This is a genomic window from Streptobacillus notomytis, assembly GCF_001902585.1.
Lineage (GTDB): Bacteria > Fusobacteriota > Fusobacteriia > Fusobacteriales > Leptotrichiaceae > Streptobacillus > Streptobacillus notomytis.
The window spans coordinates 1-14545 of record NZ_LKKV01000122.1 but is presented as its reverse complement, the minus strand read 5'-3'; the positions used below and the strand labels follow the sequence as shown (position 1 = coordinate 14545).

General features: G+C 24.5%; 16 protein-coding genes. 15 read left to right on the top strand and 1 reads right to left on the bottom strand.

Annotation, left to right across the window (positions count from 1 at the left end; all coding sequences use genetic code 11):
• Positions 1 to 56 precede the first annotated feature (56 nt).
• Positions 57 to 536, bottom strand: a complete 480-nt coding sequence (locus BUE91_RS06290; protein WP_073508307.1) for a YbaK/EbsC family protein — start codon at positions 534 to 536, stop codon at positions 57 to 59.
• Between the two features lie 129 nt (positions 537 to 665).
• On the opposite strand from BUE91_RS06290, the gene mnmA reads away from it, so the two are divergent.
• The 15 genes from mnmA (at position 666) to BUE91_RS06215 (ending at position 14521) form a co-directional block, all read left to right on the top strand.
• A complete protein-coding gene (gene mnmA, locus BUE91_RS06285; RefSeq protein WP_066899603.1) occupies positions 666 to 1745 on the top strand; it encodes a tRNA 2-thiouridine(34) synthase MnmA in 1080 nt (359 codons plus the stop codon).
• Between the two features lie 9 nt (positions 1746 to 1754).
• Entirely contained in the window at positions 1755 to 3539 is a 1785-nt protein-coding gene (locus tag BUE91_RS06280) for a hypothetical protein (protein ID WP_073508306.1), read from the top strand.
• Between the two features lies 1 nt (position 3540).
• Positions 3541 to 4062 (top strand): hypothetical protein, encoded by a 522-nt coding sequence (locus tag BUE91_RS06275; protein ID WP_073508305.1) that lies wholly within the window; start codon positions 3541 to 3543, stop codon positions 4060 to 4062.
• Positions 4052 to 5320 carry a transcription antitermination factor NusB gene (locus tag BUE91_RS06270; protein ID WP_073508304.1) on the top strand — a complete coding sequence of 423 codons (1269 nt, stop codon included), beginning with the start codon at positions 4052 to 4054 and terminating at the stop codon, positions 5318 to 5320. Before BUE91_RS06275 ends, BUE91_RS06270 begins: the two co-directional genes overlap by 11 nt.
• A 9-nt stretch (positions 5321 to 5329) precedes the next feature.
• The gene (locus tag BUE91_RS06265) at positions 5330 to 7063 is read left to right on the top strand and encodes an NUDIX domain-containing protein (protein ID WP_073508303.1); all 1734 of its coding nucleotides are present in this window, start codon (positions 5330 to 5332) and stop codon (positions 7061 to 7063) included.
• Between the two features lie 12 nt (positions 7064 to 7075).
• A complete protein-coding gene (locus BUE91_RS06260; RefSeq protein ID WP_066899594.1) occupies positions 7076 to 7639 on the top strand; it encodes an RNA methyltransferase in 564 nt (187 codons plus the stop codon).
• Positions 7640 to 7647: 8 nt separating this feature from the next.
• Complete coding sequence (locus tag BUE91_RS06255; protein WP_066899592.1) at positions 7648 to 8049, top strand: PTS-dependent dihydroxyacetone kinase phosphotransferase subunit DhaM; 402 nt, start codon at positions 7648 to 7650, stop codon at positions 8047 to 8049.
• A 4-nt stretch (positions 8050 to 8053) separates the two neighbouring features.
• Positions 8054 to 8713, top strand: a complete 660-nt coding sequence (locus tag BUE91_RS06250; RefSeq protein ID WP_073508302.1) for a hypothetical protein — start codon at positions 8054 to 8056, stop codon at positions 8711 to 8713.
• Entirely contained in the window at positions 8713 to 9204 is a 492-nt protein-coding gene (gene rimM, locus BUE91_RS06245) for a ribosome maturation factor RimM (protein WP_066899588.1), read from the top strand. Before BUE91_RS06250 ends, rimM begins: the two co-directional genes overlap by 1 nt.
• A 1-nt stretch (position 9205) precedes the next feature.
• Positions 9206 to 9943, top strand: coding sequence for a tRNA (guanosine(37)-N1)-methyltransferase TrmD (gene trmD, locus BUE91_RS06240; RefSeq protein WP_066899585.1), 738 nt, complete (start codon positions 9206 to 9208; stop codon positions 9941 to 9943).
• Between the two features lie 40 nt (positions 9944 to 9983).
• Positions 9984 to 10679 (top strand): ankyrin repeat domain-containing protein, encoded by a 696-nt coding sequence (locus BUE91_RS06235; RefSeq protein WP_066899583.1) that lies wholly within the window; start codon positions 9984 to 9986, stop codon positions 10677 to 10679.
• A gap of 16 nt (positions 10680 to 10695) precedes the next feature.
• On the top strand, positions 10696 to 12405 hold the full coding sequence (ptsP, locus tag BUE91_RS06230) for a phosphoenolpyruvate--protein phosphotransferase (protein WP_066899581.1): 1710 nt from the start codon (positions 10696 to 10698) through the stop codon (positions 12403 to 12405).
• 8 nt (positions 12406 to 12413) lie between these two features.
• Entirely contained in the window at positions 12414 to 12731 is a 318-nt protein-coding gene (locus BUE91_RS06225) for a hypothetical protein (protein WP_073508301.1), read from the top strand.
• Between the two features lies 1 nt (position 12732).
• Complete coding sequence (locus BUE91_RS06220; protein WP_066899577.1) at positions 12733 to 13284, top strand: DJ-1 family glyoxalase III; 552 nt, start codon at positions 12733 to 12735, stop codon at positions 13282 to 13284.
• Positions 13285 to 13414: 130 nt separating this feature from the next.
• Positions 13415 to 14521, top strand: coding sequence for a hypothetical protein (locus BUE91_RS06215; RefSeq protein WP_180371210.1), 1107 nt, complete (start codon positions 13415 to 13417; stop codon positions 14519 to 14521).
• Positions 14522 to 14545: the final 24 nt, after the last annotated feature.

Sequence of the window (14545 nt, the reverse complement as noted above, 5' to 3'; positions counted from 1 at the left end):
TTTGTCTTAAGAAAAATTGAAATAAAAAACCTAAATAGTGTTATATTTAGGTTGTGCTATAATTCTATAAAATTTATTTTATGTCCAGTATATTTAAGAAATTTTTCAAAATCTTTAAATTCAATATTTAGTGTTTTAGTATTAATGAAAGGATGAGCTCCTATAGTGGTATTAATATCTACGGCTGTATCAACAATCAAATTAATTTTATGTTCTTTATCAAAAATTAATCCAAATGGTGTAAGTTTACCAGGTTCACAACCTGTTAATTCTAACATAGTAGAACTACTTGCAAATGAAAGTCTTTTCTCTTCTAGTTTTTCAGCTAAATCTGTAAGATTTAGTGATTTTTCATCGTGTAACATTACTAGGTATATATTATCTGTCTTTTTTGCTTTTAATAAAAGATTCTTAACTTGTTGACCTTCTAATTCAAATAAATGATCTTTAACAGAAGATATAGCTTCATGTTCTAGTGATATATATTCAATACCTAGCTTTTTTAAAAGTTCATATATCATATATTCATTATTCATAAAAACCTCCTAAATATATGTAAATTATAGCATGAAAAAAATAATTTTAAAAGGCTTTGTTATTGTAAAAATGGTATAAAATATAGTATAATAAAATTAGTCAAAAAAATATTGAAGGTAGGAATATATATGAAAAAAAGAGTTGTTTTAGGTATGTCAGGAGGTGTTGACTCTTCTGTTGCTGCAATTTTACTTAAAGAATCTGGTTATGAAGTAATAGGTGTATTTATGAAAAACTGGGAAGAAAAAGATGAAAATGGCGTTTGTATGTCAGATATTGATTATGAAGATGTGATATCAGTAGCTGAACAACTAGAAATACCCTATTATTCAGTAAATTTTGTTAAGGAATATTGGGATAGAGTTTTTGAATATTTTTTATCTGAATATAGGCTTGCAAGAACACCAAATCCTGATGTGATGTGTAATAAAGAAATAAAGTTTAAAGCATTTTTAGATTATGCAAATAAATTAGGTGCAGATTATATAGCAACAGGGCATTATGCAAGATTAACAACTAATGAAAAAGGAGAAAAAGTACTTTTAAGAGGAATTGATAACAATAAAGACCAAAGCTATTTTTTGTGTGGATTAAGTCAACAGCAATTAGAAAAAGTTTTATTTCCAATAGGAGAATATGAAAAAACTCGAATACGTGAAATTGCTGAGAAATATAATTTAAAGACAGCTAAGAAGAAGGATAGTACAGGTATATGCTTTATAGGAGAAAGAAATTTTAATGAATTTTTATCTAAATATTTGCCAGCTAAAGATGGGAATATAGTTGATATTAAGGGAAATGTTTTAGGTAAACATCACGGACTTATGTACTATACTATAGGACAAAGAAAAGGTATAGGACTTGGAAACACTAAAGAGGGTACAGGAGAACCATATTTTGTGGTTGATAAAAATGTTGAAAAAAATGAATTAGTTGTAGCACAAGGTGATGATAATTTACTTTATTCAAAAGGTTTGATTGCAAATAAATTTAATTTTATTAATGATATCACACTTCCATTTAAATGTACCGTTAAATTTAGATATAGACAAAATGATGTTTCAGCTATTATAGATAAAATCGGTGAAGATAGATATAAGATAGTTTTTGATGAAAAACAAAGAGCTGTAACTTTAGGTCAAATAGTAGTCTTATATGATGGAGAAAAATGTTTAGGTGGAGGAATTATTGATCAAATAATAAAGTAGGAGGGAAAAATGTTCTGGGCTTGGTTCAAGAAAAAGGAAGAAGAGATATTTGAAAAAGAAAAAATCAAAGTATATGATGATGAAAAGGGAAAAGAGATAACAGTTATTAAGGAAGAATGGATAAAAAATTTTTTAATACCAAGAATTGATCAAAATATTAATAATAAAGAAATGCTATATAATTTAATATTAGTTGGATTAAATTATCAGGTATATGAAGAATTATTAGAATCTACTTTAAAATTTAGAGAAATGGAAGAAAACTCTAAAAGATCTACAGAAGTATTAACTGAAATATATTTTCAGTCATCAGTTTATAATGAGATTGTTGAATTATATGATAATTATAAGGGTGAAATGAGTCCTATGATGTATTACTACTATGGGCTTTCTTTACTTTATACTGGTTTAGATTTAGAATATGTTGATATTATTTTAGAAGGACTTTATTCATATCCAAATAATGATAAATTAATAATGGAATTTAAGGAAATATTCAAGAATAAAAAATATGATGTACAAGATAAATATATGCAAACTTTATCAGATTTAGGAGGAGCATATAAGTTATCGATGTATTTTTCTGAAGTAGAATATGCTAATGGAAATTATAACAAAGCTAATAATTATATAGTTAAAGCTTTAAATTATGGTAATTATAAAACAGATGTCATAAAAGAAGTTGCAGACATATTATTTGAAAACAATCAGTATATAGAATTTGAAAATCATATATTAGTAAGATATTCAGTAGAAAATAAGGATATAGAATTTACAAAGTTAGTTCTTAAATTCTACAAAGAAATGTTGAGATATGAAGATGGATTAAAACTTACAAATGAACTATATATTTATAGAAGACACTATAAATCAATTATTAAATTAATAGCTGATTATGAAGAAGAATATTTAAAATTAAAATTTAAATCATTATCACCTGAAAGTTATGAGGCACTAGTAAATAGTAAAACAATGGGAGAAGTGAAATATTTTAATATATCACATCCTATGCATTATTATATATTAAATAGAGATGAGAAATTATTAGTTGAGAAAAGCTCTGATAAAAATGTTATGTTTTTACCTATAGCAACTTCATTACTTGATAAATTAAGTATTAAAGAAGCCGCATTTATAAATACCTTGCCTATACTTTTATTAGAAAAGTTATATAGATCTACAAATGTAAAAATGCAAATAACTTTAAGTAAGGATGATATATCAATTAAAGAAAAAATTAGAGATTATGACGTGAAATTCCTTGAAGGTATTAGTAATGCTAATCCACAGTTGAAGTATATAATTACAGGTTTATTTGAAGAAGAAAATTTAGAAACTAAGAATATAAGTATATACAGATATGATTGTGAAGAAAAACAAATATTTAAAATGATACTACCAATTAAAGTGGAAAATAATGAAATTGAAATTGCTAATGAATATATAGAAAGAATAAAAGAATATTTTGAAATAACAATTTTTGATTCCCAATCTATGCTTGAAACAGAAGATATATATAATTGTTCTAAGAGATTAGGATTATTCTTTGATTTCGATGGTAATAATGTATATAGAAAATGGAATTTATTATACTTGTTAAATTACTATATATCAAAAATTAAAAATGAAGATGAATTATTGATTGCATTATCTATAGTACATTTTATGAACATATATGAAATAGAATGTGATTTAGAATATAAAAATATGCTTTATGAAAAAAATCTTCAAATATATGATAATCCAGAAATTAGAAGATTAATTAATTTTGTTTTTGAAAATAGAGGTGAATAGGTTGAAAGAAATAATATTTAAGAATAAGTATAGAGTTATAGCTATTTTTATAGCTGTTCTATATCACATAATATGTAGCTTTCCAAATTCAAATTTAGTTATGTTTGTATCAGGATTAACTTTTATGTTGGCAGTGATATATACAAATTTTGATTTTTTATTAACTGTAAAAAGTAAGAGTAAATCTACATACATTATGCTTATAACTACTACTTTTATTGCATTTCTTTTTGAAGCTGCTTTTTCATCATCATTTTATTTAAGTGATTTGATAATTAAAAATTACTATTTATCAATATTAATATTTTTTGTTAGGTTTATTTACTTTCTAACAAGTTTATTAACAATATATCATTTACATGATTTAGGGAAGAAAAAATATATTTTTATTCCACTAATGAATGCCTTTTTCGGTATATGCCTATATGTAGAAGTTATAACAAGTTTAATACCTAAGGTGTATATATTTGGAATAATATTATTGATGATATTTGAATTTATGGAGAATAATAATGAAAATTAAAAAAGATTTAATAACTTTACTTGATGAAGTAATAGAAAACAAGAAATATAGTAATTTACAACTAAAATATATGTTTGAAAATAATTTGTATACTAAAGGTGAGAAGGCATTTTTAAATAATATGTTAAATATTACTCTTAAAAACTTAATGTATATTGATCATGTAATTTCAAAATTAGCTAGAAGTGTTAAGAGAAAAACAAAACAGATATTAAGATTAAGTATAGCTCAAATAATGTATACTAGTGCAGATATAGCAGGAGTAATATATGAAGCTGTTGAACTTGGTAAAGATGAAAATATATATCAAGCTAATTTTATTAACTCAACGTTAAGAAATTTTGTTAGAAAAAAAGATGAAATTTTTGAAACTACTCCAGAAAATATTAAAATGTCTTATCCAATGTGGTTTTATGACAAGGTTAGAAATCAATTTGGAGAAGATAAATTTAGGGATGTTTTAAAAAGATATAAAGAAAAAAGCACTTTTTCTGTAAGAGTGAATCATAAAAAAATCTCTGTTATAGATTTTAAGAAATTACTAGAGAGTATAGGAACAGAAATATTATTTAACGTATCTGATGTGTATTATTTAAACAATAATAATGTACTTAAAACAAAATATTATTTAACAGAAGATATAGTTCTGCAAGATGGTTCTTCTTTATTAGTTGTAGATATGTTAGCTCCAAGTAGTGAAGATGAGGTATTAGATGTTGCAGCAGCTCCTGGTGGAAAAACACTTGCAATATTACAAAAATATAATCCTAAAAAATTAGTAGCAACAGATATACATGAACATAAGGTAAAGATGCTTAAAGAATTTGAAAAAAAATACTCTAATTTTAAGGCTTTATTAGCTGACGGTAGAGAATTTTCTGAAGGCATGTATGATAAAATATTACTTGATGTTCCTTGTTCAGGATTAGGAGTTTTAACTAAAAAACCTGAAAAAGTTTATGAGATAGATTTAAAAATTATTAAATCAATAAAAAAATTACAAAAAAAAATATTTGACAATACATATAAATTATTAAGACAAGGTGGAGAAATAGTATATAGTACTTGTACTATACTTGAAAATGAAAATACCAATAATGTTTCATATTTTCTTGAAAAATACAAAGATCTTGAAGTTGTAAATGTAGATTTTCCTCAAGATATAGATATAATAAAAGATGAGTTTGGTGGAAATTTAATTTCATATGAAAATAAGTATTTAGATGGGTTTTATATGATAAAATTTAGAAAAAAGTAGGAATATAACATGTACATAAATTTAGATGAGAGATTACAATTTATATTAAATATTTTAAATGAGTATGGAGAAGGTTATTTAGTAGGAGGAGCATTAAGAGATATATTTTTAGGACTAAAACCTATTGATTTTGATATGGCAACTAATATTCCTATGGAAGAATTATTACATATTTTAAGTGAATATAATCCGATAATAATTTCTGAAAAATATCAAGTTATTTCAATACAAGTTGATGAATACAAAATAGAAATAGCAAGATTTAGAAAAGAAAATGGAATATTAGATGGAAGAAATCCACAAAATTTTGAATTTGTGGAAAATATTGAGGAAGATTTATCAAGAAGAGATTTTACTGTAAATGCTTTAGCTTACAATAATAATAAGGGAATAATAGATAAATATGGTTCTATTAAAGATATTGAAAACCTTGAATTAAATATTATTGGAGAAGATAAATCACTTAGACTCGCAGAAGATAATATTAGAATATATAGAGCTCTATATTTAATTTCAAAGTATAATTTTAAATTATCATGTGAAACAAAAAAAGCAATATCTAACTTTAAAAATTACAGAAAACTCAATGTAAGCATAAGTGGATTCGGGAGATTATTAGATAAAATATTATTTGATAAATACTCTTATAAATCTTTAAAGATCATGTTAGAAAATGATTTATTTAAATTTTTTATTCCTGAATTATCTATAAATAATTTAGATGATGAAACTATCAAAAATATTGTAAATGCATATAATGTATATTGTAAATATAATGCTTTCGAAGATAAAACAATAGGATATGCAATACTTTTCCTTTATTCAGGGAAAAATAAGTTAGAGGATAATAAATTTTTAGTAAATAGTATGATAATTGCAGAATCATATTTGAAAAAAATTGGGTTAAATATGACAGATATTATTTTAGTTAAAAATCTCATTTATTATAGTAATATCATAAGTAGAGTTATAAATAAAGAAACTGTAAAAAGAATGTTATTTGAATTTAGAAATAATAAAAATGTTTCTAAATTACTCAACTTTATATCTTTCATACATCATCATCATGATGATTATAATGAAACAATGAAAAAAACTTTAGAGTTGTTAAGTAGAATACAGTCAATATATTTTGAAGGTGAAGTAGTATTTATCAATGATTTAGATATTAACTTAGTTGATTTATATAATATAGGTCTAGATACTGAAATAAGTAAAGAATCTATAAGACAAGATATATATAAACATGTTAATGAAGGTAATTTAAATAATAAAAAAGAGGATATTATTGAATATATTAAAAATAAATATAGTGTTAAATTTAATGTAGTTAAAGTATCTTCAGCAGGCGGTATTGTTTATAGAATAAATAAGGATAATAATATAGAATTTTTATTAGTTAAAATATTAGGTGGTAATTGGGGATTTCCAAAAGGTCATATAGAAGATAATGAAACTGAAATAATGACAGCTATTAGAGAAATTAAAGAGGAAACAAATTTAGAAACTATAATAATAGATCCTGAGAATTTTAAAAAAGATATTTCATATATTACAAATACAGGTGAATTAAAATATGTTACCTTTTTCTTAGCTAGAGCTATAAGTCATAATGTATTAATTGATATAGGAGAAATTAGTGAGTATAAATGGTGTAGTTATGGAGATGCATTAAAGATATTAACTTACTCATCACATAGAAAATTATTACAAGAAGCAAGGTTATATATATTTAAGGAATAGAAAGGGAAATTGATGAGAAAAAATGTTTTTTTAGGCTTAGTACATTATCCAGTATATAATAAAAATAGTGAAATAGTAGCAACATCTGTTACAAACTTTGATATACATGATATATCAAGAACTTGTAGAACTTATGATATAAATAAATATTTTATTATTACTCCAGTAGATGCACAAAAAGAATTAACGTCAAGAATATTAGGATTTTGGCAAGAAGGCGATGGAATAGATTTTAACAAAGATAGAAATGAAGCATTTGAAAATACTCTTTTATCAGATAGTATAGAAAAAAGTATTGAAAAAATAATAGAAATTACAGGCAAAAAACCTAAAATTATTACGACTTCAGCAAGATTATTTGAAAAGACAATTTCATTTGAAAAATTATCTGAAAAAATATTTAATGATGATGAAGTTTATTTTATTCTATTTGGAACAGGTTGGGGACTAACTAAAGAAATTATGGATATTTCAGATTATATATTAGAACCAATAAGAATAAATACAAGATACAATCATCTTTCTGTAAGAGCGGCTGTATCAATTATTTTAGATAGATTATTTGGAGAAAATTAGGAGGAATAATGAAAAAAGAAACAGTAGGAATAGTATTAGTTTGTCATAGCAATTCTATGACAGATGCATTTTTAGAATTTTGTAATGTTTTAAAGCAAGAAGATTTTGAATTATTAAATGGTGGTGGAAGTAATTATGATACTTATGGAACTACACCTGAAATAGTTGCAAGTGTTATAAGAAAAGCAAATAGAGGAAAAGGGGTATTAGTACTTGTAGACTTTGGAAGTTCAATAAATGCAGTAAAAGGTGCGATAAAATTAATAAATGGAGAAATAGATGTTGAAATAGCAGATTGTCCATTAATTGAAGGAACTGTATCTGCAATAGTTGCAAATGATGAGAATATGGATTTAAAAAAATTAAAAATTATCGCAGAAGATAGTGTTAATTTTAAAAAAATAAAGTGATAATATGTTTGTAGAAATTTGTAAAACGACTTTTAAACTTTTGAAGAAGAATTTTATATTTTTAACATTTTTCTTTATTATTAACATTTTTATTTTTAGGTTATCAGATACTATTTTTAAATATCAATTAAATGAATCATTTTTATTTCAAATAAAAATCTTGTTTAAATTATTAGAAAATCTTCTTTTAATAATATTGATAATGGTTTTATCAAAAAGTATGGGTTATAGTGTAAATTATATAAAATCAGTAAGATATTTAATTTTTTATACATTACTTGATTTATTGGTTATAATAATTCCGAAATCATTGTTTTTTGTAATAATATTAAAGATGTTTTTATTATTTTTCCCATATTTATATTTTATTGAAAATTTAAATGTAAATTCATCTATAAAATTTTCTATAACTTTATTTAAAGAACTATATGTATATATAGTGCTTCAATTTATAACTTATTTTATAATCCTATCATTTTTGGTGTCTATATTTTTAAGAGATATTGATAGAAATATAAATGTTGGAGATGCTATTAAAATATTAGAACCTAAATTCCCATATTTAGCTTCAGTAATTTTTTTAGTTAAGACCTTATTTATAGCTGGACTCTATTTTGGTTTTAAAATAAAAACAGATAATAAAAATAAAAATGAGGATGAATAATGGAAAATTTAATATTAATAGGAACAATTACAGGGACACATAGACTTTTAGGTACAGTAAAAGTTAATACTATATTTCCTTTTTTAGAAGAATTAAAAAACTTAAACGTTATTATTAAAAATGATTTTAATGATATAAAAATAGCTAAAGTTGAAGATGTTAAAGGTGTTACAGGTAAAAGAGTTTTATTAGATTTAGATAAGATAAAAAATATTGATGAAGCCAAATCTTTAATAGGATATAAGATATATGTTAGATCAGATTTAATTCCAGAATATGAAGAAGAACAATCAGTTATTGGATACACAGTATTAAATGATTTAGAAAATATTGGTGAAGTTGTTGATATTATGGATACAGCTGCACATTCAATTTTAGTAGTTGTTAAAGAAGAAAAAGAAGTTCTAATTCCATTTATAGATGTTTTTGTAAAAGAAATAGAAGATGACAAAAAGGTTATAAAAGTGGAGCTTTTAGAAGGAATGATATAATATGAAAATAAGGGTTTTAACTTTATTTAATGAAATATTTGAACTGTATTTATCCCAGAAAATTATGCAAAGAGCAAATGAGCAAAACGTTGAGATAGAGATAGAAAATATTAGGGATTACAGTGATAATAAACATAAACAAGTAGATGACATTCCTTTTGGTGGAGGAGCAGGTATGGTTCTTAAACCTGAACCATTTTGGAAATATTTTGTTAATTTAAGAAAAGCAAAGATTAAGAAACCATTTACCGTTTTTGTTACACCTCAGGGTAAAAAATTAACTCAAGAAAAATTGATAGAATTATCTAAAATTGAAGATTTATGTATAATATCAGGTAGATATGAAGGTCTTGATCAAAGGGTAATAGATAAGTTTGTAGATGAAGAAATTTCTATAGGAGATTATGTATTAAGTAGTGGAGATTTACCCTCTTTAGTTATAATAGATGGTATTATGCGTATGAAGGAGGGAATAATTAAAAAAGAATCATATGAAACAGATTCTTTCTATAATGGATTATTAGGATTTCCTCAATACACTAGACCACAAATAATAGATAAAATGGAAGTTCCAGAAGTATTAACTTCAGGAAATCATAAAAAAATTAATCAGTATAGGGAAATAAAATCTATACTTAAAACCTTAAAAAATAGACCAGATTTAATACAAGAAAAACTTAAAGATAAAGAATTTTTTAAAAAATATGATGAATTTTTAAAGTTGATTGAAATATTCTAATATGATATAATTAGGTAAATTGAAAAAAAGTGGTGAAGGTATGAAAAAAATATTATTACTACTAGTTGTTATCATCTTAAATATTAATATTTTTGCAGATGCTTCTTTACTAATTTCAAAAGAAAAATTAGAGTTAGAAGAAGAAAAAGAACAAATTTTAAATGATTTTTTTACTGCAATTAAATTTTCAAATAATACATTAGCAATTTCATATATAGCTGGAGATGAAGAAAGAAGTATTAGTATTTATCCAGAAAATGCTTACTCTCCTGGATTTGCTCCAGTAGTAAAAAAAGGAATAGAAAAAATTGATATTAATGCAATTAATAAAATTGGAGAAACAGCATTAATTGTAGCTATAGAATATAATAATGTGTATATATTAGAAGAGTTATTAAAAAGAGATGTTAATATAAATGTTAAACATCATGTATTAGGTAAATCTCCTTTACATACTGCAATATTTTTTGAAAATTTTGATGCAGTGAAATTATTAGTTGAAAAATATCCAGAAATGGTTAATTTTCAAAATGATGTAGATGGATGGCATCCACTTGAAGATGCTGCACTTAAGGGGAATTTTGAAATAACGAAGTTTTTACTTGAAAAAGGAGCAAATCCATTACATAAAGATTTTAAAGGTGGGAATGCTATAGACTTGGCCGCTAATTTTGGTAAAGGTGATATAGTTAAGCTGCTAAGGGATAAAATAAAGGAATTAAGAAATAATAAATAAATTGGAGGAAATTACTATGATGAGATTGACGGGAATTGGAGCGTCTGAAGGAGTTGCTATTGGTAAAGTTTATGTATTTCATGAAGAGGAAATACAACTTCCAGAAGAAAAATCACTTTCAGGTGAAACATCAGAATCTGAAATTATTAAATTAGAAGAGGCTATGAAAAAATCTAAAACTCAACTTATTGCAATTAGAGAAAAAGTAAGAATTAAAATGGGTGATGATAAAGCTGATATTTTCGATGGACATATTCTATTATTAGAAGATGAAGATTTGATGGATGAAATTAAAAATAAAATAATGGAAGAAGGTTTAAAAGCAGCTCATGCCTTGAAAGAAGGTATAGATGAATATTCTTTAATGCTTTCTCAATTAGATGATCCTTATTTAAGAGAAAGAGCAGCAGATTTCCAAGATATAGGGAAAAGATGGCTTAAAAATTTATTAAATATTAAAATAAGCGATTTAGGTAATTTAGAACCTGATACAATTATAGTTACTAACGATTTAACACCTTCTGATACAGCACAGCTTGATTTAGAGCATTGTAAGGGGTTTGTAACAGAAATAGGAGGTAAAACTGCTCATTCTGCTATAATGGCAAGATCACTTGAAATTCCAGCTGTAGTAGGTACAAGATCTATACTTTCTGAAGTTAGTGATGGTCAAGGTATAATTATTGATGGAGATAAAGGAGAAATTTATTTAAATCCAACTGAGGAATTAATTAAAGAGTATAAGATAAAAAGAGAAGAGCAATTAAAAGCTAAAGAAGAATTGAAGAAAATTAAGAATCTAAAACCAATTACTAAAGATGGACATGAAGTAGAAATTTGGGGTAATATAGGAAAACCAGAAGATATAGATGCTGTTATGGAAGCTGGAGCAACTGGTGTTGGATTATATAGAACAGAATTCTTATTTATGAATTCTGGTCATATGCCTACAGAAGAAGAGCAATATAAAGCTTATAGAGAAGTTGTTGAAAAAATGAAAAATTGCCCTATAACTATACGTACTATGGATATAGGTGGAGATAAGGAATTACCTTATTTAGATTTACCGAAAGAAATGAATCCATTTTTAGGATATAGAGCAATTAGAATTTCTTTAGTTCAAAAAGATATGTTTAAAACTCAATTAAAAGCTATATTAAGAGCATCTGCTTATGGAACTGTTAAAATTATGTATCCAATGATAACTTCAATAAATGAAGTAAGAGCAGCTAATGTTATTCTTGAAGAATGTAAAAGAGAACTAGATGAAATTGGTAAGAAATTTGATAGAAATATTAAGGTTGGTATAATGATAGAAACACCTTCTTCAGCAATAATTGCATATAAATTTGCAAAAGAAGTTGATTTCTTCTCAATAGGAACTAATGATTTAACACAATATTTCTTAGCTGTAGATAGAGGTAATGAAATGGTTTCAGATCTTTATTCTGCATTTAACCCTGCTGTACTTGAAGCTATACAAAAAGTTATAGATGCTGCACATGATAGAGGAATACCTGTAAGTATGTGTGGAGAATTTGCAGGAAACAAACAATCAACAGAATTATTACTTGGAATGGGTCTTGATGCATTTAGTATGTCAGCATCATCAGTACTACAAATTAAAAAGAAAATATTAGAATCAAATTATTCAGAAGCACAAAAATATAGAGATTTAATTTTAAGTAAAGATACTCCACAAGAAGTAATTGAAGCATTAAGATAGGGATTTATATGAGAAAATTAAAAGTGAAAAAAGAAGAAATAAAAAATGAAACAGTTGATAAACAAGAAAATAATGAATTAAAAAATTTACCTTTTTCAAAATTTGACTACATTCTTTATTTTATATTCTTTGTTGTATCAGTAATAAATGAAACACCTGGAAGGTTAGTATTAATAATATTTGCAATATTTGGAGCATCAATATTATTTAAAAGATTTTCTGATAGACTTTCTATAGGTTTTGTTTATAGAATGTTTGTATTTGCCTTATTATCTTTACTAGCATGGCCAGTAAATGTATTAATTAAATATTTTTTAGGAGCATAATATGAAAAAAATAGCAGTTATGATATTTAATAACATAGAAGAAGTTGAAGCATTGTTCCCAGTTGATTTATTTAGAAGAGCAGGAATACATGTAGATTTAGTAAGTCTTTATACTGATAAAAAGATTATGGGTTCACATAATATTGAAATATCTGCTGAAAAAACATTAGATGAAGTAGATTTTATGGACTATGATTGTGTATTTTTACCAGGTGGTTTAGGAACTTCTGAATATTTTAAATCAGAAATTCTTGAAAAAAAACTAAAGGATTACTACAATGAAAATAATTTAGTTGCAGCTATTTGTGCAGCACCTAAGTATTTAGCAAAGCTTGGACTTTTGAAGGACAAGAAAGCTATAGTATTTAGTGGCCTTGAAGAAGATTTAATTGAAAATGGAGCTATAATAGAAAATTCACCTGTGGTTAAATGTGGAAATCTTATTACAGGTAGATCAGTAGCAGCAGCTAAAGACTTTGGTTTAGCAGTTGTTGAATATTTATTAGGTGAAGATGAAGTTAATAAATTAAAAGTTGAAATTATAAACTATTAATATGAAAGGATTACTTTAAATAGTAATCCTTTTTTAGTTTAGATGAGAATTAATATGAGTAAATATTTCTATTTTTTCACAAAATAATGTATAATATTAATATATATATAACTGATAAAAGTGAGGATTTATGAAATTTAAGAGATTTCAATTTTTGGGGCTGCTATTTTTAATTAGCTGTAGTATAGTTGATATTGATGAAAGTATACCAAATGGTGAAAATATAGGTAGAAATATATCAAGTAATTATATTATTAATTCAGAAAATAATGAATCAAATTCCCCTAAAATTAATAGTAATGTTGAAAGAAAAGAAATAATGAAAGATTCAGAATTTCAAAATACTATTAATACTGTTGATAATAATGAAAAGTTAAAACAAAAATTAGGTAGAAATGAAAGTTTAATTGAATCAAATATTAATACAACGAAACAATTGAAAGAAGAAGATAATCCAGTAACAATAGTTGAATTATTTTTAAATAAAAGTGGAGAAGAAAAAATAAAAGAAAAGTATGGACTTACAAATTTTATTGGTTCTGATAATAGTAATACAAGCTATAATGAACATGCTTTAAGAGTATTAGATGGATTTATGGATACAAATGCCGATGGTATTATAAGCGAGGAAGAAAAGAATATTTTTAAAGGTAAAAATCCAGACATTAAATTAGTTAGACGTAATCATGCTGGTTTTGATATCATGAATACATATGGGATATTAAGTATGTCATATAGTTCAGTTTATCATAATATCAATTTTAACTATTTATACCCTGATAGTAAATATTTAGATAAGATATATAATGATAAAACATATTTAAATGATTATTTAACTAAAAGACTTTTAAATAAAAATTATGTATATAATGAAAGATTGTTGATAAGTGCCATAGGTAATCAGAATTTAAGTGATTTAGAAACAAAATATTTTTCTAATAATTTATCAAATAAATATCAAGTAATGTCTCCAGAAATGCAGGCTCTTTCTAGAAGTGAAAGTTTACTTGTAAAAAATTCATTTAGAAGAGATCATAATTTGATAAAAAGATTTAATAGATATATGTCAACGATATATATAGATAGTGATAGTAATTATTATTCAGGTAGCTTTACAAGAAAAGATTATCACACACAAGCCTTACTTTTAAGAAGTTTTACTGTTGGAGAATCTGGTCTTTTAGATATTGAGGATAAAAGATATTATCCAGATTTATCTTATCATAGTTACCCTTAAAGTATTTCATCTCATCTATTAGAC

Coding starts and splice junctions, on each gene's coding strand:
- BUE91_RS06290 (WP_073508307.1), bottom strand. CDS start 536: ATGAATAATGAATATATGATATATGAACTTTTAAAAAAGCTAGGTATT.
- mnmA (WP_066899603.1), top strand. CDS start 666: ATGAAAAAAAGAGTTGTTTTAGGTATGTCAGGAGGTGTTGACTCTTCT.
- BUE91_RS06280 (WP_073508306.1), top strand. CDS start 1,755: ATGTTCTGGGCTTGGTTCAAGAAAAAGGAAGAAGAGATATTTGAAAAA.
- BUE91_RS06270 (WP_073508304.1), top strand. CDS start 4,052: ATGAAAATTAAAAAAGATTTAATAACTTTACTTGATGAAGTAATAGAA.
- BUE91_RS06265 (WP_073508303.1), top strand. CDS start 5,330: ATGTACATAAATTTAGATGAGAGATTACAATTTATATTAAATATTTTA.
- BUE91_RS06260 (WP_066899594.1), top strand. CDS start 7,076: ATGAGAAAAAATGTTTTTTTAGGCTTAGTACATTATCCAGTATATAAT.
- BUE91_RS06255 (WP_066899592.1), top strand. CDS start 7,648: ATGAAAAAAGAAACAGTAGGAATAGTATTAGTTTGTCATAGCAATTCT.
- BUE91_RS06250 (WP_073508302.1), top strand. CDS start 8,054: ATGTTTGTAGAAATTTGTAAAACGACTTTTAAACTTTTGAAGAAGAAT.
- rimM (WP_066899588.1), top strand. CDS start 8,713: ATGGAAAATTTAATATTAATAGGAACAATTACAGGGACACATAGACTT.
- trmD (WP_066899585.1), top strand. CDS start 9,206: ATGAAAATAAGGGTTTTAACTTTATTTAATGAAATATTTGAACTGTAT.
- BUE91_RS06235 (WP_066899583.1), top strand. CDS start 9,984: ATGAAAAAAATATTATTACTACTAGTTGTTATCATCTTAAATATTAAT.
- ptsP (WP_066899581.1), top strand. CDS start 10,696: ATGATGAGATTGACGGGAATTGGAGCGTCTGAAGGAGTTGCTATTGGT.
- BUE91_RS06225 (WP_073508301.1), top strand. CDS start 12,414: ATGAGAAAATTAAAAGTGAAAAAAGAAGAAATAAAAAATGAAACAGTT.
- BUE91_RS06220 (WP_066899577.1), top strand. CDS start 12,733: ATGAAAAAAATAGCAGTTATGATATTTAATAACATAGAAGAAGTTGAA.
- BUE91_RS06215 (WP_180371210.1), top strand. CDS start 13,415: ATGAAATTTAAGAGATTTCAATTTTTGGGGCTGCTATTTTTAATTAGC.